This window comes from Bacillus sp. AY2-1 (assembly GCF_008368965.1).
GTDB classification, from domain to species: domain Bacteria; phylum Bacillota; class Bacilli; order Bacillales; family Bacillaceae_G; genus Bacillus_A; species Bacillus_A thuringiensis_S.
In genome coordinates this window covers 36445-57113 of record NZ_QPEL01000011.1, presented here as the reverse complement: position 1 = coordinate 57113, position 20669 = coordinate 36445, and the positions used below count along the sequence as shown (strand labels likewise).

Here is a 20669-nt window from a genome sequence, read left to right as displayed (position 1 = left end):
TTTTACGTAGAAAAGAAGGTTGCTCACAAATATTGTGGCAACCTTCTTTTTATTGTTCTTGTGTCTCTTTTTCTTTTTCTCGTTCAGCAGCCATTTCAGCAGCAATTACGTCGATTTCTTTTTTCAGTTCTTCTACCATTGTTTCTTCTGGTACTTTACGAACGACTTGCCCTTTACGGAATAATAATCCCTCTCCACGTGCACCAGCAATACCGATATCAGCTTCACGAGCTTCACCAGGGCCATTTACAGCGCAACCAAGTACTGCAACTTTAATTGGTACTTGAAGTGTAGAGATGTATTCTTCCACTTCGTTAGCGATGCTAATTAAATCGATTTCAATACGACCACAAGTTGGACAAGAGATAAGTGTCGCTGCGTTAGACGCAAGACCGAATGATTTTAATAATTCACGAGCAACTTTTACTTCTTCAACTGGATCAGCACTTAATGAAATACGTAGTGTATTTCCGATGCCTTTACTTAAGATTGCTCCAAGACCAGCGGCACTTTTTACAGTTCCAGCAAACAATGTTCCAGATTCTGTAATACCTAAATGTAATGGGTAATCAAAAGCGCGAGCAGCTTTCTCGTATGCTTCGATTGCTAAGTTAACATCAGAGGCTTTCATAGATACGATAATATCGTGGAAATCTAAGTCCTCTAAAATTTTAATATGATGTAGCGCGCTCTCAACCATACCATCTGCAGTTGGGTACCCGTACTTTTCTAAAATGTGACGCTCTAATGAACCGGCGTTTACACCAATACGGATTGGAATACCGCGCTCTTTTGCTGCATTTACAACAGCTTCTACTTTATGGCGACGACCAATATTACCTGGATTGATACGTACTTTATCAATGCCACCTTCAATTGCTTTTAAAGCAAGGCGATAATCAAAATGAATATCAGCAACAAGTGGAATGTTGATTTGTTTTTTTATATCAGCAATAGCATCTGCTGCGCGTTCATCTGGAACGGCAACGCGGACGACTTGACAGCCGGCTTCTTCTAAACGCTTGATTTCAGCAACTGTTGCTTCAACATCATGTGTTTTTGTTGTTGTCATACTTTGTATAATTAATTCATTATTACCGCCGATTGTTAAATTACCGACTTTAACTGGACGTGTTTTTGTACGATGAGTCATTTCATTCACGAATAGATCGCTCTCCTTATAAAAGAAGTTTCTTATTTAGTCCCTCATATCAATGATAGTATACGTGATATAGGGCTATAGAAACCGAAGTGCTCGGTTTCACTTTTACTATTGTATCAGCGCCTTTATGTAATTGACAAGGATTAAGTGATAGCTTATTGATATAACGGGAATTTATAAGACTTTCCAATTTGGATTTTTGTAGCAGATGTACTTTTGTTTAATAGTTTAAAGTCGTCAATGACTTTTTCTATGGAAGGAATTTTTTTCTTGTTAATTTGTTCTGTAATAGAAAGAACTGTCTCACCAGTTTTTACTTCAATTGTTTTATAAGATGTATCCGTTTCTTTTTCTGTTTTATTCTCTTTATTTTGTTGGCTGTCTGCGTTCTCTTTTTTAATCGTTTGGGCAGAGGTTGTTTTTTTATATGAACTTAACATCGGTAAAGTACCGATTTTTATATCGTAATAAAATACATAACCGAGAACAAGCACGAATAGGAATATACCTAACCTCTTCATATTCTTCACTCCTTTGCTAGGAATATATGCTTGTCCAAAAAAAAAATGCCTATTTAGGCATTTTTTTATTTTTCTTTCGGTTGGGGTACCTCTTTAATCGTTAAGTATAGAACGATTAAAACAACAGCGATATAAATGAATGTTGCCCCAGGTACGACTATTTTGAATAAATCCATAATCATGAAGAAAATGGTTGGGATTGTGTAGCTGTATGCAGTTAGTGTCCAAACTTGTTTATAGGATAGTTTACGTTGACCGCTCATAGCAGAACCGATGAACGCAAGTAAAGTCACGCCTACAAAAGTGATGAATAATTGGAATAGGTACACTAAGAATCCGATAACGAATAATAAAATTGGATAAATATTATCGAATAAAGAAATAAATTCTTGTAGATCTTTTTTCTCAAGAGATGCACCTAACAAATCGTTATAAGAATACGTTTGTGTTTGACCATTTCCCATAGAGACTACTTTATCTTTTAAAACAAATAAACCTGTTTTATTTTGATATTTTTCTAGGTCTGTTGAATTTGGATCAAATACGAAAAGTGCATTTCCTTCTTCTTTTTCAATGGGTTGATCAATATCGGCTTTTAGTTCGCCATTTTCAATCTTAAAGTCAGGTAAATCTTTATCGATGACTTGATTTACCATGCCTACACCATCTTGGATAAAACTACCGTACAAAAAAGTTCTTGGAATAGTAGTAATTAAGCAAAGTAGCATAATATACAAAATGGTTTTACCGATTTTTTGAAAACGGAATAGCGCCATATCTTTAGGCGAGTATATGCTTTTTACGAATTGGGTAAATATGGACATAGATTCACTTCCTTTATGTATGTATAAAATCATTGTAACGTAGGAATCTAGAGAATCTCAAGATATATTATATTTACATATAGTGGAGATAACTAAATTTCTTTTTATTAACTTTCTTCTTTTAAATAAGAAAAATACAATTGACACTTTTCTTTTCTATATGGTAAATTTATCTTACCTTTCTTAAAGGGCATATCCGATAGGAATTCCTTTATTTGATATGTTGTTACATACATAATTGTGGACCCTTAGCTCAGCTGGTTAGAGCAGACGGCTCATAACCGTCCGGTCGTAGGTTCGAGTCCTACAGGGTCCATATCCATTTCGCATGTTTATTATGTTAGCAGGAAGCTTCCTTGTAGAAGGAAGCTTTTTTTACGGAATATATGAGCATTTTAATTGAAAAGAAGTGGGAATTTTGCTACTTTAATGATAGCAAGACAATGTGATTTATTTGTTTGCACCCTATGGCAATTAGGGTAGAATGAAGTTGTATGTCACTAAGTGGCAATACATAAACTGGGAGGAATATAACAATGGCAAAACACGAATTACCAAATTTACCTTATGCGTATGATGCTTTAGAGCCTCACTTTGACAAAGAAACAATGAACATCCATCATACAAAACATCACAACACGTATATTACAAACTTAAACGCTGCTTTAGAAGGTCATGCAGAATTAGCTGACAAAAGCGTAGAAGAATTAGTTGCAAACTTAAACGAAGTACCAGAAGCGATCCGTACAGCAGTACGTAACAATGGTGGCGGACACGCTAACCATACATTCTTCTGGACAATCTTATCTCCAAACGGCGGAGGACAACCTGTAGGTGAACTTGCAACTGCAATTGAAGCGAAATTCGGTAGCTTCGATGCATTCAAAGAAGAATTCGCAAAAGCTGGCGCAACTCGCTTCGGTTCTGGTTGGGCTTGGTTAGTAGTAAACAATGGTGAGTTAGAAGTAACAAGCACTCCAAACCAAGATTCTCCTTTAACTGAAGGTAAAACTCCAGTTATCGGTTTAGATGTTTGGGAGCACGCTTACTACTTAAACTACCAAAACCGTCGTCCAGACTACATCGGCGCATTTTGGAACGTTGTAGATTGGAACGCTGCTGAAAAACGTTACCAAGAAGCAAAATAATCGTAATAAATATAGAAAAAGCTAGGGGAGAGCCCCTAGCTTTTTTCTATGCTTTCCTTTTACATAATTGGGCTTGTCTTTGGAAGACTAGAACATGAAGTAAAGGAGAGTTGTGTATGAAGTGGAAACATATAATTGGTGACGTTGAAGTGAATCGGGATTTAGTGTTATTGCTCCTTATAGGAGGTTTATACACGCTCGCAATTTCTTTATCGAATACGTTTGTAAATATTTATTTATGGAAGCAAACACAAAATTATGTGAATCTTGGCTTGTATAATTTGGCCAGCGTTGTATTACAGCCTCTCACATTTCTTGTAGGGGGGAAATTAGCGAAACGTATCGATCGCTCGATTTTATTACGAATAGGAGTAGGAACGCTCGCAATTTTTTTTATCGTTGTTTTAGTGGCTGGAAAAAGTGCTTCTCAGTATATTTTATTAATGGGGGCTCTTTTAGGAGTAGGATACGGTTTTTACTGGTTGGCTTTTAACTTATTGACATTTGAAATTACAGAACCAGAAACAAGAGATTTCTTTAATGGATTTCTTGGACTTCTTACATCTTTCTCTGGGATGATTGGACCAATAGCAGCAGGATACACAATTTCACGCATGGAGAAATGGAGTGGTTATACTGTTATATTCTTTCTTTCATTAGTTTTATTTGCAATTGCTGTCGTCTTAAGTTTCTTTTTATCTAAAAGAGAATGTGAAGGGCGTTATGAAATTGTGCAAGTATTGAAAGAACGAAGAGTTGATAAAAATTGGGGAAAGATTACACGAGCTCATTTTTTCCAAGGATTGAGAGAAGGAACGTTTATTTTTGTCATTTCAGTATATGTGTATTTAGCAACTAATAGTGAGTTCGCATTAGGGAAATATAGTTTAGTGAACTCTGCTGTATCCTTTGTATGTTATTACTTGGTCGCTCGCATGTTAAAGAAAGAGTGGCGAAAAAAAGCAATTTTACTTGGGGGCATTATTTTATATGCTGTCGTCTTTTTAGTTATTTTCAATGTTACATACACGAAATTACTTATTTATGCGGCATGTATTGCGGTTGCATATCCTATTTTACTTGTTCCATACGGGTCAATGACATATGACGTAATTGGTAGAGCTAAAAATGCGAGAGAATGGCGTGTGGAATATGTCGTTGTCCGGGAGTTATGGTTAAATGCCGGAAGAATCTGTTCCATTTTAAGTTTTTTATGTGCTGTACTATTCTTTCCACCTGAAAAAAGTTTACCTTACTTATTATGTATTTTAGGTGCTGGACATTTTCTTATTTATTTTGCAGTTAAAAATGTCAAATATGATGGGGAAAATGCAGATAAAACAAGTGTTGTAACGCAAGGAACTACGCAGAATCAAACTGAACCAGAAGGTTAACTTCTCGTTTGTTTTATGCTAGAATAGAAAAAGATGTAAAACAGCAGTGAGGACACCTGTATGAAGGTGTCCCTTTCACATTACATAGCTGTTGGTAGAGGGGGTTTGTATGAGCAAGAAGCAGAAGCAAAATAAGAAAAAGACCCACGTTCCTTTTCGGTTAAACGTGCTGTTTTTCTGCGTGTTTTTAATGTTCTCCGCGGTTATTGTAAGGCTCGGATATGTACAAATTGTTCGCGGTGAAGAATATAAGAATGAAGTGGAGAAGAAAGAAAACTCAACGATAAGTAATCCTGTACCGCGTGGGAAAATATTTGACCGTTATGGGCGACCTGTAGTAGATAATGCAGCCATTCGTACTATTACATTTACAAAAATGAAAGGATCAACGGCAGAGGATCGCTTAGAAACAGCGAAAAAGCTAGCAGATTTGATTGAAGTACCGACAGATAAATTAACAGATCGCGATAAAAAAGATTATTGGCTTGCTATGCATAAAGAGGAAGCTAAAGAAAAAATTACGAATAAAGATCGCCAAGAGTTTAAAGATAAAAAAATTGATGATAAAGAATTAGACGAGCGTCAGCGAAGTCGTGTAACAGAAGAAGAGATTAATCAATTATCCGCAAAAGATCTAGAAATATTAGCGATTAAAAGTAAGATGGACGGCGGATATGCAATGACACCTCAAGTTATTAAAAAGGATGCTACAGAAAAGGAATATTCGATTATTAGTGAAAACCTAGCAGCATTACCAGGTGTAGATACGAATGTTGATTGGGATCGAAAATATACGTACGATGATTTATTCCGAAGTGTACTTGGTGGGGTGTCGACATCTGATGAAGGCTTACCGAGAGAAAGACTAGATTACTATCTTGTTCGTGATTATAATCGAAATGACCGAGTAGGAAAAAGTTATCTTGAACAACAGTATGAAGATAGCCTGCACGGTACGAAAGCAGAAGTTAGAAATGTTACAGATAAAAACGGTAATATTTTAGAAACGATTAATGTATCAAAAGGACAAAGTGGTAATGACTTGAACTTAACAATTGATATGGAATTACAAAAGCGTGTGGAAGATATTCTTGCGAAGAATTTAATGAGATTTAAAGGAAGCGAACCTCTTTTAGATCGCGCATTCGTTGTAATGATGAATCCAAAAAATGGTGAAGTTTTATCTATGGCGGGGAAACAATTAGTTAACGAAGATGGTCAAACGAAAGTAAATGACTTTGCATTAGGTACCATGACAAGTTCTTATCCGATGGGGTCAACTGTAAAAGGTGCAACAGTACTTACTGGATATCAAACTGGTGCGATTCAACCAGGGTCGGTGCAATTGGATGAACCAATTAAATTAAAAGGTACACCTACGAAATCGTCTTGGAAAACGATGGGATACATTAATGACCTTACAGCTTTAAAAATGTCTTCTAACGTTTATATGTTTAAAACAGCGATGAATATCGCCGGTGTTCAATATGTGAGAGGTGGTACGTTAGATATACCTCAAAAAGCATTTGATACGATGCGTTATTATTTCGGACAGTTTGGACTGGGTGTAAAAACAGGAATTGATTTACCCAATGAATCTGCTGGTCAGATGGGTAGAAGTAGTCAACCAGGTTTCTTACTAGATTTATCAATTGGACAGTATGATACGTATACACCGCTTCAATTAGCGCAATATATTTCGACGATTGCCAGTGGCGGATATCGTATGCAACCACAAGTTGTAAAAGAAATTCGTCAACCAGCAGTGAAACCAGATGAAGTTGGGAAAGTTGTTCAATCTATGGAACCGAAAGTATTAAATCGTGTTGATATGCCAGAATCGCAAATTAAACGTGTTCAAGAAGGATTTAGACAAGTGTATAATGATTCAGGTGGTACAGCTACAAAATACTTTACAGGTGCAAAATATAAAGCGGCAGGGAAGACAGGTACCGCGCAAACTGTGTATGGCGGAGATAAAGAGATTGGTAGAAAGGCAAACGGTGAACGTGTGGAAACATATAACCTAACATTAGTAGGTTATGCGCCACTTGAAGATCCAGAAGTAGCATTCTCTGTTGTCGTTCCGTGGGTACATGATGATAAGACTGGTATTAATGGATATATTGGTCGTGAAATTATGGACGCTTACTTTGATTTGAAAAACAAAGAAGTAAATGGTGAAACTCCAAAAGATGACAAAGACAATAAAAATAAAGATCAAGATGATGAATAAAAAAATTGTAAAAAAGCACACTATCTGAAAAGATAGTGTGCTTTTTTTTATGGTTTATGCATATCGTGTAATAAATGTGGACAAGTATACAACACTGAAAAACACGCGGCCGTATAAATGATACTTGTATATGATGAGATAGGGGATAACTGTTTTATAGGGAAATCATCAGAGAAAATGAATAGCTACTACTGATTAAAATTGTATCGTATGTTGATCTTTGTGGAACTTTACAAAACTTTTACAAACAATTAAAACCGAATTAATAGTTTAGCAGTATTCTTATATCTGTAATCCTGTTATTTCCGGTTACTTCTAGGAGGAAGAACACGTGAAATGGATGCGTACACCGATTAAAATTTTCGTACTATCAATATGGTTCCTCTGTTTTGAAATGTCTACTGCATTTGCTTTAAATGATACGGGAGAAGTGAGAGTTGATGGATCCTCAACGGTTTTTCCTATTATAGAAGCAGTAGCGGAGGAATATACAAAGGTGCATCCAGACGTGAAAATTTCCATCAGTATTTCTGGAACTGGGGGAGGATTTAATCGTTTCGGTAAAGGAGAAGTAGATATAAATAATGCTTCGAGAGTAATGAAACAAGTCGAGAAAAATGAAATGAAGAAAAATTCTATTCAATTCACACCTTTTGAGGTGGCTAAAGATGGTCTTACAATTGTTGTGAATTGGCACAATACATGGGTAGACGATATGTCAGTAGACGAGTTACGTCTACTGTGGAGTGAAGATGGAAGTGAGAAGCGATGGTCACAAATTCATTCAACATGGCCACGTGAACAAGTGAACTTTTATGCACCAGGCGTAGACTCTGGTACGTATGATTATTTTCAAAATGTCATCTTACAAAATCATCGCATTGTAAAAAAAGTCTCTTTGTCTGAAGACGATCAAGTTATTATGCAAGGGGTAATGAATGATAAACATGCCATTGCTTTTGTAGGATATGCTTATTATATGGCTAATCGAGATAAGGTGAAAGCAATAAAAGTAAATGGTGTATTTCCGACGAAAGAGACCATTCAATCAGGTAAATATAAGCCGTTATCTAGGCCGCTACTTACTTATGTGAATAATGCATCTATCCGAAATAAAATGAATGTAGCAAACTATGTTGAGTTTATGATTCAGCATGTTGGTAACCTCGCTGAAGAGGTCGGTTATGTAAAATTGCGAAAAGAAAAATACAATGAACAGCTGCGTATGTTAACAGAAATAAAAAGGTAATGTCAGGGTGGAAAGGGGTTTTCATCTTTGGCTCATAATGACAAAAATCAAATTACATTTTCTGTACAACATTTGATTGAAAGAAATAAAAAGCAAAGAAAAAAAACGCAGCGAATCAATCGAATAGTACCTTTATTACTAAAAATAATTGCTAGCGTTTCTATTGTGACGACACTTGGAATTGTTTTTACGCTCTCTAATGAAACAATCATGTTTTTTCAAAAAATATCACTATACTCCTTTTTGACGGAGAAAGAATGGTTACCATTTTTTGAAGATCCTAAATTTGGTATAGTACCACTTATATGTGGAACGTTCCTTGTAACAGCGCTTGCTATGTTTGTGGCAATTCCTATCGGTTTAGCGTGTGCTGTATTTTTAAGCGAATATGCTTCAAATAGTGCACGGAAAATATTAAAGCCGATGTTAGAGCTATTAGCAGGTATCCCGACAATTGTATACGGTTTTTTTGCATTAACAATTGTTACACCGCTTTTACAAAGGATTATACCAGATTTACAGTTTTTTAATGCGATTAGTCCAGGAATCGTTATCGGATTTATGATGATGCCTACAGTTGCATCTCTATCTGAAGACGCGATGAGATCTGTGGCGAAAGGGACGAAAGAAGCTTCATTAGCACTCGGAGCGACGCGGTTTGAAATGGTAAAACAAGTGGTGTTTCCGTCCGCTTTTACAGGGATTATGGCAGCAATTATATTAGCGGCTTCTCGTGCAATTGGTGAAACGATGATCGTTGTAATTGCAGCAGGATCCACACCAAATGTATCGCTTGATCCGACACATTCTATTCAAACGTTAACAGCCTATATTGTGCAAGTAAGTTTAGGTGATGCTCCGCATGGAACGGTTACGTATTACAGCATGTATGCTGTAGGTGCAACTTTATTTATGTTTACTTTTATTATGAACATCATTTCGCAGTCTATTATGCGCCGTTTTAGGAGGATGACATAATATGCGAATGTTGAATCATAATAAAATACAAAAAAACATGGCATCACGCTTTTTAAAAGATCGAATTTACAAATTGTTATTTTATATAGCAATTTTATTTTCAATCGTAATTTTGTCTGTGTTACTGTTTCAAATTGTTGAAAAAGGCATAAGTTATCTTTCAATAGATTTCTTTACAAATTTCGCTTCACGTAATCCGAAAGAAGCTGGTATTGCTGCAGCTTTGTCAGGGACAATATTATTTATGAGTATTGTTATACCTGTTTCTTTTATATTTGGAGTTGGAACAGCTCTTTATTTAGAGCAATATGCGAAGGAATCTCTATTTAAAAAAATAGTAGAGATTAATAATCAAACGTTAGCAGGAGTACCATCCGTTGTATTTGGATTGCTTGGTTTAACTATTTTTGTATATGCTCTTCATTTAGGAGAGAGTATAGTTGCAGCAGCACTGACGATGAGTTTACTCGTCTTACCAACAGTTGTTGTGGCGAGTCAAGAAGCAATCCGATCAGTACCAAGTGTATTATTAGAGGGTTCTTACGGATTAGGTGCTACGAAGTGGCAAACGATGTATCAAATTGTATTGCCATATGCTTTTCCAGGGATTATAACGGGCTGTACGTTAGCGATATCAAGAGCAATTGGAGAAGCAGCACCACTATTAGTGATCGGGGCACTTGCGTTTGCGAATTATGTTCCATTTAGTATGTTTGATAGATTTACAGTTTTACCAATCCAAATTTTTAATTGGATGAGTAGGCCACAAGAAGAATTTCAGTATGTAGCAGCAGCTGGGATGATTGTTTTGTTAGGTTTGTTGCTATTTATCAATATATTTGTTTTATGGTTACGAAATCGAAAATAAGTTGGAAGTGGATGAAAGGGGAATTCAAATGGTAGCAACAGTAGTAAATGTACAGGTGAAAAACGAAGAGAAAATCGAGACTGCGCCAAAGAAAGTAGTATTTGATACGAAAAACTTAAATTTATGGTACGGGGAAGACCATGCTTTAAAAGATATTAATTTAAGTATTCATGAGAATGAAGTTACAGCCATTATCGGTCCAAGTGGCTGTGGTAAATCAACGTACTTAAAAACGTTAAATCGCATGGTAGAGTTAGTACCGATCGTTCGAACTACAGGTGTAATTGAATATAGAGAACGCAATATATTTGATAAATCATATCCAGTTGAAGAATTAAGAACACATGTAGGAATGGTGTTCCAAAAGCCAAATCCATTTCCAAAATCTATTTATGAGAATGTAGCATACGGTCCAAAAATCCATGGTATTCGTGACAAAAAGACATTAGATGAAATTGTTGAAAAAAGTTTACGTGGAGCAGCGATTTGGGATGAATTAAAAGATCGTTTGCACGATAATGCATACGGTTTATCTGGTGGACAGCAACAGCGTCTATGCATCGCACGCTGCTTAGCTATTGAGCCAGACGTTATTTTAATGGATGAGCCAACATCGGCATTAGATCCAATTTCAACATTAAAAGTAGAAGAATTAATTCAAGAGTTAAAGAAAGACTTTAGTATTGTTATCGTAACGCATAATATGCAACAAGCAGCGCGTATTTCAGACAAAACTGCTTTCTTCTTAAGCGGGGAAGTTGTGGAGTATACAGATACAAACAAATTATTTACGACTCCTTCAGATAAGCGTACAGAAGATTATATTACAGGTCGCTTTGGCTGATATCGTCGCAAAGCTAAGAGAAAATGCCCTCTTAACAGAGGGCATTTCTTATTTTTATCTCACTTTAATAGGGAAGTAATACTTCCTTTATTTTAAGTTTTATTACAAGTGTAAGAGGCTATGTAGGAGATTTATCCCGCTATTTGCGGGCAGTAAGACCGGATTTCAAAATTCAACAAAAGCAAAGAAGTTAGATGGCGGGCCGCCTGTAAAAGCCCGATTGATGAGGGTTGATTAAAGTTTCACTTTATATATAATGGCACATAATATTGAGGGGGAAGAAAAAATGGTAAGAGAACAGTTTCAAGGTGATTTAAAAGTGTTACAGCAAAAGGTAATCGAGCTTGGAGAATTAGCAAATGCGGCTTTATTGATTGCTATGGAAGGTCTGCATACAAGGGATGTAGAGAAAGCGTTAGAGGTCATTGATGGTGATTACCGCATGGATAATTTAGAAGAGGAAATAAACGATCTTGCACTTATGCTTATTACGAAGCAGCAACCTGTAGCAAGTGACTTAAGAAGGATCTTTATTTCAATTAAAACAGCGACAGATTTAGAGCGTATTGCAGATCATGCTGTTAATATTGCAAAGGCTACAATTCGTCTTGGGGAAAAAGAAGTGGCTGTTAGTTTGCACAACCTGGATGAAATGTTTGCGATTGCAAATGAGATGTTGCATTTAGCGTTAGAAGCATATGAACAAGAAAATTTAACTTTTGCGAAACAAATCGCTGAAATGGATGATTCTGTTGATGAAATATATGGAAAATCAATTCGTGAGTTTATATCTTCAGTTCCGGAACAACCAGAAGCAATTACGCAAATTACACAATTATCATTTGTGGCGAGATATATTGAGCGTGTAGCAGATCATATTACAAATATTGCTGAAAATGTCTTTTATTTAGTAAAAGGAAAGCATTATTTATTGAATGAGTAGGAATTAAAGCAGGTGATGAGAAATCACCTGCTTTTTTTAGTCAAAACATGACAAAAAAAGCTCGTTGTTTCCTTTAGTTTATGATGATAAGATGTATCATAATGTAATGGGAAAATTAGTATATATGTTGTTCGTTAATAAGTATTATTTATCAATTAATAGTAAGCGCTTTCTTTGAGTTTGAACCGTACGTTTTTATAGGTGGGACATTTAATTATAGGGTCTTTTAAATGAGGATTCGTTTAACTAATCAAGTTTATGCTGCTAGTTCATGTGGGATAGAGAATATACATATGGTATATGGAGCTACTGAACATTATATAAGTGGAGGCTGAAGTATATGAAGGGGGTTATTTTAGCTGGAGGAAAAGGAAGACGCCTTAGACCATTAACATGTAATACTCCAAAGCCGATGTTACCGTTATTAGAAAAACCAGTTTTAGAATACAATATTGAGTTATTACGCCAGCATGGTATTCGTGAAATTGCAATTACTGTTCAATATATGAGTACGACCATTAAGCAATATTTTGGTGATGGTAGTAAATGGGGAGTTAACTTGTATTATTTTGAAGACTCTCCTCCGCTTGGTACAGCAGGGAGTATTAAACAAGCAGAACAATTTTTAGATGAAACATTTGTTGTGATAAGTGGGGATGCATTAACTGACTTTCAATTATCAGAAGGAATTAGGTTTCATGAACAAAAGAAAAGAATAGTAACAATGTTTGTGAAAGAAGTAGAAAATCCACTCTCATTTGGATTGGTTGTAATGAATAAAGACCAGGAGGTTACACGATATATAGAAAAGCCGGGCTGGAATGAGGTAGTCTCTAATGTTGTGAATACAGGCATATATATTATGGAGCCAGAAATCTTTTCTTACATACCGCCTAGGCAATTTTTTGATTTTAGTCATGATGTGTTTCCGTTATTGGCAAATAAAAATGTGTTATTCGCATATTTGTCAGAAGGTTATTGGTTAGATATCGGCACATTTAATCAATATCGACAAGCACAATTTGATTTGTTAACGAAAAAGTTACAAGTACCTATTCCTTATACGGAAGTATTACCGATGGTATGGATGGGAGAAGGGGTGACGATTGGCAAAGGGACGAAAATTCATGGCCCCTCTTTTATTGGAGAAGGAGCAAAGATTGGTACAGGAGCTGTAATTGAGCCATATTCTATTATTGGGAAAAATAGTATCGTTTCAAATTATTCTCATCTTCAAAAAAGTATTGTTTTTGCAAATGCCCACATTGGGAAGTATTGTGAACTATTAGAAACGACAATAGGAGAGCGTACAATAGTTGAAGATGACGTTACACTGTTTCAAAAAAGCGTTGTAGCGGATCACTGTCATATTGGGAGAAGCACGGTAATTAAGCAAAAAGGAAAACTATGGCCTTATAAGGCCATTGATAGTCATTCGATAGTAGGAGCAGCTGGTATTCAAGAGAGTGAAATGAGTGCAGGTTGGTTACAAAAAAGCCGCATTGTAGGAAGAGGGAATGTTGAAATTACTCCCCAGTTTATCGTGAAGATTGCGATGGCGTATGGATCTCTTTTTACAAAAGGAGAGAGTATATTAATTGGAAGTCAAGAAAATATAGAAACAACCTCTTATAAAAATTTATTTTTACATGCTATTCATGGTATAGGGATTCATACGATGGAATGTAAAGAAATGAACGAGTCACTTTTTCAATATAGTGTTCATCATTTGCAATGTGCAGGTGGTGTTTTCATTCAAGTGGAGAATGAGAATGAGATTGTTATAAAGTTATACAGTCAAGCTGGCATGCCGTTAACGTATAAGCAGCAAAAAGAGATAGAACAAGTATATATGTCCGAATTGTTTTATTACGTACATGAGAAAGAAATGGGGCGTAATGAGCTGGTTCATGTTTCTATGAATGAGTATATAGAAGTTATATTGGAGCATATTGATATCGAGAAAATACAGATGCAGAAGTTTCATCTTCTTATTAATAAGAGAAATGATACGTTGCAACATTTACTTATGCTCTTTCTGCAAAGACTTGGTTGTACAGTTACATGGATTTATGCAAGCGAACAAAAAGATCATGTGAAAGCTTTGATGAAATCAAGTAAAGCGAATATGGCTCTTATGTTTTCTGAGCAAGGAAATCATTTCGAGTTATACGATAAACATAGTAATATTTACCAGGGTACAGATTTGGAAGAGGTAGATATTCCGGATTTCTTACTCGAATCGACAGGAAATATTTACCCGATGTCTTTGAAGTTAGGAGAATGTTATCTTCTATTTTATACGCAGGATGAAAGAAAGTCGTTTCAAGTAAGGTGGAAGCGAGATATTTTATATCGAATTGGAAAATTATTCGAGCTAATAGCATTGCAAGGAAAAACGTTTCTCAGCATAGTAGAGCAATCACCGCCGCTCTATTTACTTTATGATGAAGTGGCATGTTCATGGAATGAAAAAGGGGAAATTATGAGGAAATTATTGGATGATATAGAAAGGAAGGGAGAAGGTATATTTGAAGGAGTACAGTTCAAATATACTGAAAAAGAGTGGTCTTATATCGTTTCTGACACAAAACAACCAAAATTTTTAGTGTATTCACATGCTAGAAACCCAGTAATAGCAAGGGAAAACATGAAAAATCTTATAGAAAAAATTAGACAATATCAAAAGGTGTAGAATTTTTATTTTAAAAGTGGTATTATAGTATAGTCTGATTTAAGTTATTAGTACTGGAGGGAAATAAGAATGCGTGTGAATATTACTCTAGCATGTACAGAATGCGGAGATCGTAACTATATCTCAAAGAAAAATAAACGTAACAACGCTGAGCGTATCGAGCTTAAAAAGTATTGCAAGCGTGACAAGAAGTCTACGTTACACCGTGAAACAAAGTAAGCAGTAGGAATATTTTCCTACTGTTTCTTTTTTTATTCGATTCCTATGTTAAAAGTGATACACTATCATCATAGAGAAAAGTGTCACTGTAGGGGGGAAATGTGTGAAAGAAGAGAAAGTGCGTTTGCGTAAACAAATAATAGAACACATGAATTCTTTATCAGAAGAACAGTATACAACTTTATCAGAACAGATTGCATTTTTGCTGTATGCGCAAAAAGAGTGGGTTGAAGCTAAAACAATTGGAATTACTCTTTCAATGGAAAATGAAGTGAATACATATCCTATTATTGAAAAAGCTTGGGAAGAAGGAAAGAAAGTTGTAGTTCCTAAGTGTAATAAAGGAACAAGAACGATGTCCTTCCGGCAAATTAATAATTTTGATCAATTAGAAACGGTGTATATGAATTTACGTGAACCGATTCCCGGGCTTACGGAAGAAGTGAATGTGGATGGAATTGATCTTCAAATTGTGCCGGGCGTAGCTTATACAGAACGAGGAGAGCGAATTGGGTACGGCGGTGGCTATTATGATCGTTATCTCGTGCATTATAAAGGGAAAACGCTATCATTAGCGTATGGTTTTCAAATGGTAAAACACATTCCGGTAGAGCCATTTGATAAAAATATAGAAAAAATTATTACAGAAAAAGGAACAATGCTTATAAATGAGCTTGTCTAGACAAATAAAAATTGACGAGACTTTTTCTTCTTGATTATAATAAAATATGTGAACGTTTTCTTATTATAATTTTTTATAGTAAGCAAGCATAGAGGGTGATGAAATGGTATCTATTTATGATATTCAGCAATTGCTAAAGAAATTTGGTACGATTATTTATACGGGAGATCGAATTGCAGATTTACAATTAATGCAAGATGAATTGCGTGAATTAAATCAATCACAGCTAATCGATCCACAAGACTATCAAACAGCTTTATTTTTATTGAAGCAAGAAATTCAAAAAGAGCTAAATAAGAATTAGATAAAGGTAGGTAAGCAACATGGAAGAGAAATGGTTAGTTGGTGTTGACCTTGGTGGTACAACGATTAAATTAGCATTTATTAATGTATACGGTGAAATTTTACATAAGTGGGAAATCCCTACGAATACAGTTGAGCAAGGAAAACATATTACACTTGATGTTGCGAAAGCAATTGATAAAAAGCTAGAAGAATTAGGCGAATTGAAGAGCAAGTTAATTGGTATTGGTATGGGAGCTCCTGGCCCTGTACATGTGGCATCTGGAATGATTTATGAAGCGGTTAATTTAGGGTGGAAAAACTATCCGCTAAAAGATTTATTAGAAGTAGAAACAGGATTACCTGTTGTTATTGATAATGATGCAAACTTAGCAGCGCTTGGTGAAATGTGGAAAGGTGCTGGTGAAGGTGCAAAAGATTTAATCTGCATGACACTTGGTACGGGCGTTGGTGGTGGTGTAATCGCCAATGGTGAGATTGTACACGGCGTGAGTGGTGCTGCTGGTGAGATTGGACATATTACAGTAGTTACAGAAAATGCTTTCCCATGTAATTGCGGGAAGTCTGGTTGCTTAGAAACAGTAGCATCTGCAACAGGTATTGTACGTGTTGCTATGCAAAAAATACAAGAGACTAATAAAGAAAGCATGTTGCGTTCTATGTTAGCTGAAGAAGGACGTATTACATCAAAAGATGTCTTTGAAGCACTTGGACAAGGTGATGAATTAGCAGGCGAAGTAGTAGAAAAAGTAGCTTCTTATTTAGGATTAGCTGTAGCGAACCTTTCTAGTACGTTGAACCCAGAGAAAATTGTTATTGGTGGAGGCGTGTCTAAAGCTGGAGATGCGCTATTAGAACCAATTCAACGCTATTTCGAGCAATACGCTTTCTCACGTGCTGTAAAGAGCACGAAGTTAGCTATTGCAACACTTGGTAATGATGCAGGTGTTATCGGAGGAGCTTGGCTTGTAAAAAAGCACAAATACGAAGCGAAGATGATATAAGATGTGAAATATGAAAAGAGGAAGGGGGAACCCTTCCTCTTTTTGTGTGAAATCTCGATGAAGAATAAAGTGTAAACGAATTAAGCTGCTGGTGGATACCCGTTATATAGAACAGTCATGATCGTAAACCATCCGAAAACGAGTACAGTTGCAATTGCAAAGCCGCTCGCGAAAAAGTTTTTTTCACGAAGTGTTCTAAGCGTAGCAAATACAGCTAACAGAGTGACAAGTGTAAAAATAATAACAAGGCCCATACAATATCCTCCTCTGTCTACCCATTTCTTATTATGAGTTTTTGGAATATTTACTCTTTTATATTGTACATGTTTTAAAAATGATTGTCGAGATAGCATCCTTTCTTTTCCTCAGAGAAAGAAATGTTGTATCATTAAAAGTAAGTTTAATAACTGGAGGAGATTTCATATGAAATGGATACAAATGCCGTTAGGCCCATTGCAAACCAATGCTTATATTTTAATGAACGATCAAAAAGAGTGCATTATCTTTGACCCTGGTCATGAAGGTGAAAAGCTCGTTACATATTTACAAGAAGAACAATTAAAACCATTGGCGGTTTTATTAACACATGCTCACTTTGATCATATCGGTGCTGTTGATGCGGTAAGAGACGCTTTTTATATTCCTGTATACGTACATAAAGAAGAAGCAGATTGGTTAGGAGATGCAACTGTAAACGGCTCTCAAATTTTTATGATGAACCGCAGTATTACAGCAAAACCAGCGGATCATATTATTGATGCAGAAGGTACATTAACAATTGGATCATTTAATTTTGAAATTTTTGAGACGCCGGGACATTCTCCAGGAAGTATTTCTTATTATAGTAAAGAGGCGAATGCTGTATTCTCAGGAGATGTATTGTTCCAAATGAGCATTGGAAGAACAGATTTGCCTGGTGGAAGTTTTGCTGAATTAATTGGAAGTATTGAAGAGAAATTATTTGTATTACCAGATGAAACAGCGGTGTTATGTGGACATGGTCCAGAAACAAGCATTGGCTTTGAAAAAGAAAATAATCCGTTTTTACAATAAGGAGTCATTATGGGAATGGAGCTCATTTTAAGAGAATGGATGGGGAAAGAAAAGGATTATTCAATTTCATATAGTACGTATATGAACCTTGTATTGTATACAGAAGGTCATGGATATTATATGAAAGAACGTGAAAAGATTGGAAGAAAAGGGGATTTTTTTACAAGTAGCAATGTATCCTCTGTTTTTGCAAAAACTTTTGCTAAACTTTTTATTCGTCTTGTTGAAAATGGTGAAGTTGCTTCGAATATTTGTGAGGTTGGTGGGGGAACTGGAAAGTTTGCCTATGATGTTTTACAAGAATGGAAGCAATTATCTCCAAAAACCTTTATTGATTTAAACTATTCAATGATTGAAGTGAGCCCTTTTCATAGGAAATTACAGCAGGAGCAACTTGGCTCATTTTCTAATGTATCGTACTATACCTCCTATAGTGAAATGGGAGATTCTTTCGAGGGAATTCTTTTTTCGAATGAGTTGTTTGATGCATTTCCTGTTGAAATAATTGAGAAAAGAAATGGTATGTTGTATGAAGTACGTATTACATATACAGAGGAAGGAAACCTTTCAGAAGTATGTAGGCCGTTAGATAAAAGAATTGGTCGATATTTATTGAAATATAATATTCATATTGCTGAAGGGCAACGTTTTGAAGTACCAATTGTGATGGAGGAGTATATAAAAGAAATTGCGAAATGGTTTCAAAAAGGTATATGTATTACAGTTGATTACGGATACACAAAAGAAGAATGGATGCATCCAGCACACCGTGAAGGAAGTTTGCGAGGGTATTATCAGCATAAGCTAATACGAAACCCACTAGCGTATCCAGGTGAAATGGATCTTACTACTCATATTCATTGGGACGAGCTAACTGAGATGTTTAGTCTGCAGGGAATGAGTGCAGTATGGCATAAGAAACAATCTGAGTTCTTGTTAGCTGCAGGAATATTAGAACAGCTTACGAGCCATCAAGATACGAATCCTTTTTCTGAAACGCAAAAAAAAAATCGAGCAGTTCGTTCTATGATTTTGAATGGAGGAGTAGGGAGTGCGTTTGATGTTGTTATACATACAAAAGATATGCAACATTTGCATTTGGAGCGGTATGTAACAATATAAAAAAAACAAGACACAGTATATACTGTGTCTTGTTTTTTAATACGACTTATGTAGTATTATATATTTCCTCTCATGATATATATTTATATTAAAGATATGAGATGAAAAATATAGAATACGTTCTTTTTCTTCGATTATTAGTCCCTAACCTAATAATACGCGAACGAGTTGAATTATTGTTTCGTTCTCTACTTTGTAATAAATTTCCAATCCTTTTCTTTCACTAGAAACGATTTTAGCGCTTTTTAATTTTGCTAAATGCTGTGAAATTGTAGATTGTGGCATGTTTAAGCCAGTATACATTGTAGAAACGTTGCTTGGACCGCGCTCAATTAATCCTTTTACGATACATAAACGAACAGGATGAGCTAGTACTTTTAATAATTCTGCATTACTTTCATATAGTTCTAATTCTTTTTGAAAGGTTTCTAACATGTTCTTTTCCACCTCCGTGTGAGCTATTATACCATACTATACATACCAAAAATTTAAAGAAAAGAAAATAGTTGTTGCAGAAAAAAAGTCCTAAAGTAAAGAAATTGTAAGAAAAGAGACCCTGATGTAAATAAAATAGGTAAATTAGCACGTTTTTGTAAAATAAAATTTTTGGGTGAAAATTTCGATGCGTTTTAAAAATTGAAAGATATAGATATATTTGTAACACAATTTTATCATGATTTTCTTATTCTTTCAAATGAATATACAAAATTTTTAAAATAATACGACAAAGGAATTGTAATGATATATATAGAATATAAAACAGTTTAAAAGAAAAGAAGCTGAATGTAATTCGCTTCTTTATGATGATAACGAAATATTTGATTACAGCTGATAAATCTTAGGATAATCAAGTCATTAGTCATTTATTCTAAAATTCATCTTTTAGCAACGTTAAAAACCTGTGATTCCATATGTTCTCGTAAAAATCAATCGTCTCTTTTGCGGACATAAAAGGATTCTTCAACGTAGAGGTTGTTTTCTGTGCCATAAAGTTTTCGTATCCCAGTCCGTGGGCAAACTTAATCGTAGCATCCATACAGTACTCTGTTTGGGCACCACAAAATTCAATGCGCTTTACAGATAATTGATCTAAAATTTCTTTTAAGTTTGTTTTATAAAATGAATTTGCATGTGTTTTTCTTACAAAAAAATCTTGTTCTTGAACATCTAGATCGGTATGAATAGCCCAATTTTCTTTCTCGGGTACTAAATCATCATCACAATGTTGAACAAAAAGGATTGGTTTATTTAATTTTCTGTATGAAGAAATTCTTTGATTTACTTTTGTTAGTAAGTTCTGTAAATCAAATAGATGCTCTCCGCTATAACATACTCCATTTTGTAAATCGATAACGATTAAAATATCTGTACAAGTATCCATTATTTTTGCTCCTTTTTATTTCTTAATATATCAATTAATCCAT

At 35.3% G+C, this 20669-nt stretch carries 21 protein-coding genes and 1 tRNA gene; 16 read left to right on the top strand and 6 right to left on the bottom strand.

The genetic code is table 11. From position 1 onward, the window contains the following. Nucleotides 1–49 precede the first annotated feature (49 nt). From ispG to yqgB, 3 genes are all read right to left on the bottom strand, one after another. Entirely contained in the window at nucleotides 50–1153 is a 1104-nt protein-coding gene (gene ispG / locus DN403_RS01760) for a flavodoxin-dependent (E)-4-hydroxy-3-methylbut-2-enyl-diphosphate synthase (protein ID WP_153578351.1), read from the bottom strand. A 164-nt stretch (nucleotides 1154–1317) separates the two neighbouring features. After that, nucleotides 1318–1683 (bottom strand): protein YqfZ, encoded by a 366-nt coding sequence (yqfZ, locus tag DN403_RS01755; RefSeq protein WP_000825421.1) that lies wholly within the window; start codon nucleotides 1681–1683, stop codon nucleotides 1318–1320. Nucleotides 1684–1748: 65 nt separating this feature from the next. Beyond that, nucleotides 1749–2507, bottom strand: a complete 759-nt coding sequence (yqgB, locus tag DN403_RS01750; protein WP_000021895.1) for a protein YqgB — start codon at nucleotides 2505–2507, stop codon at nucleotides 1749–1751. Between the two features lie 242 nt (nucleotides 2508–2749). On the opposite strand from yqgB, the gene DN403_RS01745 reads away from it, so the two are divergent. The 14 genes from DN403_RS01745 to glcK all read left to right on the top strand — a co-directional run bounded on the left by DN403_RS01745 (nucleotide 2750) and on the right by glcK (nucleotide 17070). Beyond that, a tRNA-Ile gene (locus DN403_RS01745) sits at nucleotides 2750–2823 on the top strand. 220 nt (nucleotides 2824–3043) lie between these two features. Further along, nucleotides 3044–3655, top strand: coding sequence for a superoxide dismutase [Mn] (gene sodA / locus DN403_RS01740; protein WP_001052031.1), 612 nt, complete (start codon nucleotides 3044–3046; stop codon nucleotides 3653–3655). A 116-nt stretch (nucleotides 3656–3771) separates the two neighbouring features. Further along, the gene (locus DN403_RS01735; protein WP_000871388.1) at nucleotides 3772–5049 is read left to right on the top strand and encodes an MFS transporter; all 1278 of its coding nucleotides are present in this window, start codon (nucleotides 3772–3774) and stop codon (nucleotides 5047–5049) included. A gap of 109 nt (nucleotides 5050–5158) precedes the next feature. Beyond that, nucleotides 5159–7285 (top strand): peptidoglycan D,D-transpeptidase FtsI family protein, encoded by a 2127-nt coding sequence (locus DN403_RS01730; protein ID WP_149185275.1) that lies wholly within the window; start codon nucleotides 5159–5161, stop codon nucleotides 7283–7285. A 331-nt stretch (nucleotides 7286–7616) separates the two neighbouring features. Beyond that, complete coding sequence (locus DN403_RS01725; RefSeq protein WP_000871818.1) at nucleotides 7617–8534, top strand: PstS family phosphate ABC transporter substrate-binding protein; 918 nt, start codon at nucleotides 7617–7619, stop codon at nucleotides 8532–8534. A gap of 27 nt (nucleotides 8535–8561) precedes the next feature. Next, the gene (pstC, locus tag DN403_RS01720; RefSeq protein ID WP_000940890.1) at nucleotides 8562–9512 is read left to right on the top strand and encodes a phosphate ABC transporter permease subunit PstC; all 951 of its coding nucleotides are present in this window, start codon (nucleotides 8562–8564) and stop codon (nucleotides 9510–9512) included. 1 nt (nucleotide 9513) lies between these two features. Continuing rightward, nucleotides 9514–10380, top strand: coding sequence for a phosphate ABC transporter permease PstA (gene pstA, locus DN403_RS01715; RefSeq protein ID WP_001242568.1), 867 nt, complete (start codon nucleotides 9514–9516; stop codon nucleotides 10378–10380). A gap of 28 nt (nucleotides 10381–10408) precedes the next feature. Beyond that, complete coding sequence (gene pstB, locus DN403_RS01710; RefSeq protein WP_000226681.1) at nucleotides 10409–11224, top strand: phosphate ABC transporter ATP-binding protein; 816 nt, start codon at nucleotides 10409–10411, stop codon at nucleotides 11222–11224. 286 nt (nucleotides 11225–11510) lie between these two features. Beyond that, a complete protein-coding gene (gene phoU, locus DN403_RS01705; RefSeq protein WP_000251245.1) occupies nucleotides 11511–12167 on the top strand; it encodes a phosphate signaling complex protein PhoU in 657 nt (218 codons plus the stop codon). Between the two features lie 340 nt (nucleotides 12168–12507). Then, a complete protein-coding gene (locus DN403_RS01700; protein ID WP_097890929.1) occupies nucleotides 12508–14862 on the top strand; it encodes a sugar phosphate nucleotidyltransferase in 2355 nt (784 codons plus the stop codon). 69 nt (nucleotides 14863–14931) lie between these two features. Next, nucleotides 14932–15081 (top strand): 50S ribosomal protein L33, encoded by a 150-nt coding sequence (gene rpmG, locus DN403_RS01695; RefSeq protein WP_001265616.1) that lies wholly within the window; start codon nucleotides 14932–14934, stop codon nucleotides 15079–15081. 103 nt (nucleotides 15082–15184) lie between these two features. Next, nucleotides 15185–15763 (top strand): 5-formyltetrahydrofolate cyclo-ligase, encoded by a 579-nt coding sequence (locus DN403_RS01690; protein WP_000656859.1) that lies wholly within the window; start codon nucleotides 15185–15187, stop codon nucleotides 15761–15763. A gap of 103 nt (nucleotides 15764–15866) precedes the next feature. Then, the gene (locus tag DN403_RS01685) at nucleotides 15867–16067 is read left to right on the top strand and encodes a YqgQ family protein (protein ID WP_000253699.1); all 201 of its coding nucleotides are present in this window, start codon (nucleotides 15867–15869) and stop codon (nucleotides 16065–16067) included. A 19-nt stretch (nucleotides 16068–16086) separates the two neighbouring features. Then, on the top strand, nucleotides 16087–17070 hold the full coding sequence (gene glcK, locus DN403_RS01680) for a glucokinase (RefSeq protein WP_097890931.1): 984 nt from the start codon (nucleotides 16087–16089) through the stop codon (nucleotides 17068–17070). 80 nt (nucleotides 17071–17150) lie between these two features. On the opposite strand, the gene DN403_RS01675 is transcribed toward glcK, so the two are convergent. Next, nucleotides 17151–17324, bottom strand: a complete 174-nt coding sequence (locus DN403_RS01675; RefSeq protein WP_000524852.1) for a DUF2759 domain-containing protein — start codon at nucleotides 17322–17324, stop codon at nucleotides 17151–17153. A gap of 169 nt (nucleotides 17325–17493) precedes the next feature. Between DN403_RS01675 and DN403_RS01670 the strand changes: the two genes are divergently transcribed. Beyond that, nucleotides 17494–18123: an MBL fold metallo-hydrolase gene (locus DN403_RS01670; RefSeq protein ID WP_000871230.1), complete on the top strand. Its 630-nt coding sequence runs from the start codon at nucleotides 17494–17496 to the stop codon at nucleotides 18121–18123. Nucleotides 18124–18132: 9 nt separating this feature from the next. After that, nucleotides 18133–19245: a class I SAM-dependent methyltransferase gene (locus DN403_RS01665; protein ID WP_000525135.1), complete on the top strand. Its 1113-nt coding sequence runs from the start codon at nucleotides 18133–18135 to the stop codon at nucleotides 19243–19245. Between the two features lie 144 nt (nucleotides 19246–19389). On the opposite strand, the gene DN403_RS01660 is transcribed toward DN403_RS01665, so the two are convergent. Both DN403_RS01660 and DN403_RS01655 read right to left on the bottom strand, forming a co-directional pair. Then, on the bottom strand, nucleotides 19390–19680 hold the full coding sequence (locus DN403_RS01660; protein WP_000894377.1) for an ArsR/SmtB family transcription factor: 291 nt from the start codon (nucleotides 19678–19680) through the stop codon (nucleotides 19390–19392). A gap of 433 nt (nucleotides 19681–20113) precedes the next feature. Continuing rightward, nucleotides 20114–20626 (bottom strand): cysteine hydrolase family protein, encoded by a 513-nt coding sequence (locus tag DN403_RS01655; protein ID WP_000379186.1) that lies wholly within the window; start codon nucleotides 20624–20626, stop codon nucleotides 20114–20116. Between the last annotated feature and the right edge of the window lie 43 nt (nucleotides 20627–20669).

Coding starts and splice junctions, on each gene's coding strand:
- pstB (WP_000226681.1), top strand. CDS start 10,409: ATGGTAGCAACAGTAGTAAATGTACAGGTGAAAAACGAAGAGAAAATC.
- glcK (WP_097890931.1), top strand. CDS start 16,087: ATGGAAGAGAAATGGTTAGTTGGTGTTGACCTTGGTGGTACAACGATT.
- yqgB (WP_000021895.1), bottom strand. CDS start 2,507: ATGTCCATATTTACCCAATTCGTAAAAAGCATATACTCGCCTAAAGAT.
- DN403_RS01735 (WP_000871388.1), top strand. CDS start 3,772: ATGAAGTGGAAACATATAATTGGTGACGTTGAAGTGAATCGGGATTTA.
- ispG (WP_153578351.1), bottom strand. CDS start 1,153: ATGACTCATCGTACAAAAACACGTCCAGTTAAAGTCGGTAATTTAACA.
- rpmG (WP_001265616.1), top strand. CDS start 14,932: ATGCGTGTGAATATTACTCTAGCATGTACAGAATGCGGAGATCGTAAC.
- pstA (WP_001242568.1), top strand. CDS start 9,514: ATGCGAATGTTGAATCATAATAAAATACAAAAAAACATGGCATCACGC.
- DN403_RS01655 (WP_000379186.1), bottom strand. CDS start 20,626: ATGGATACTTGTACAGATATTTTAATCGTTATCGATTTACAAAATGGA.
- DN403_RS01665 (WP_000525135.1), top strand. CDS start 18,133: ATGGGAATGGAGCTCATTTTAAGAGAATGGATGGGGAAAGAAAAGGAT.
- phoU (WP_000251245.1), top strand. CDS start 11,511: ATGGTAAGAGAACAGTTTCAAGGTGATTTAAAAGTGTTACAGCAAAAG.
- sodA (WP_001052031.1), top strand. CDS start 3,044: ATGGCAAAACACGAATTACCAAATTTACCTTATGCGTATGATGCTTTA.
- DN403_RS01730 (WP_149185275.1), top strand. CDS start 5,159: ATGAGCAAGAAGCAGAAGCAAAATAAGAAAAAGACCCACGTTCCTTTT.
- yqfZ (WP_000825421.1), bottom strand. CDS start 1,683: ATGAAGAGGTTAGGTATATTCCTATTCGTGCTTGTTCTCGGTTATGTA.
- DN403_RS01660 (WP_000894377.1), bottom strand. CDS start 19,680: ATGTTAGAAACCTTTCAAAAAGAATTAGAACTATATGAAAGTAATGCA.
- DN403_RS01685 (WP_000253699.1), top strand. CDS start 15,867: ATGGTATCTATTTATGATATTCAGCAATTGCTAAAGAAATTTGGTACG.
- DN403_RS01670 (WP_000871230.1), top strand. CDS start 17,494: ATGAAATGGATACAAATGCCGTTAGGCCCATTGCAAACCAATGCTTAT.
- DN403_RS01675 (WP_000524852.1), bottom strand. CDS start 17,324: ATGGGCCTTGTTATTATTTTTACACTTGTCACTCTGTTAGCTGTATTT.
- DN403_RS01700 (WP_097890929.1), top strand. CDS start 12,508: ATGAAGGGGGTTATTTTAGCTGGAGGAAAAGGAAGACGCCTTAGACCA.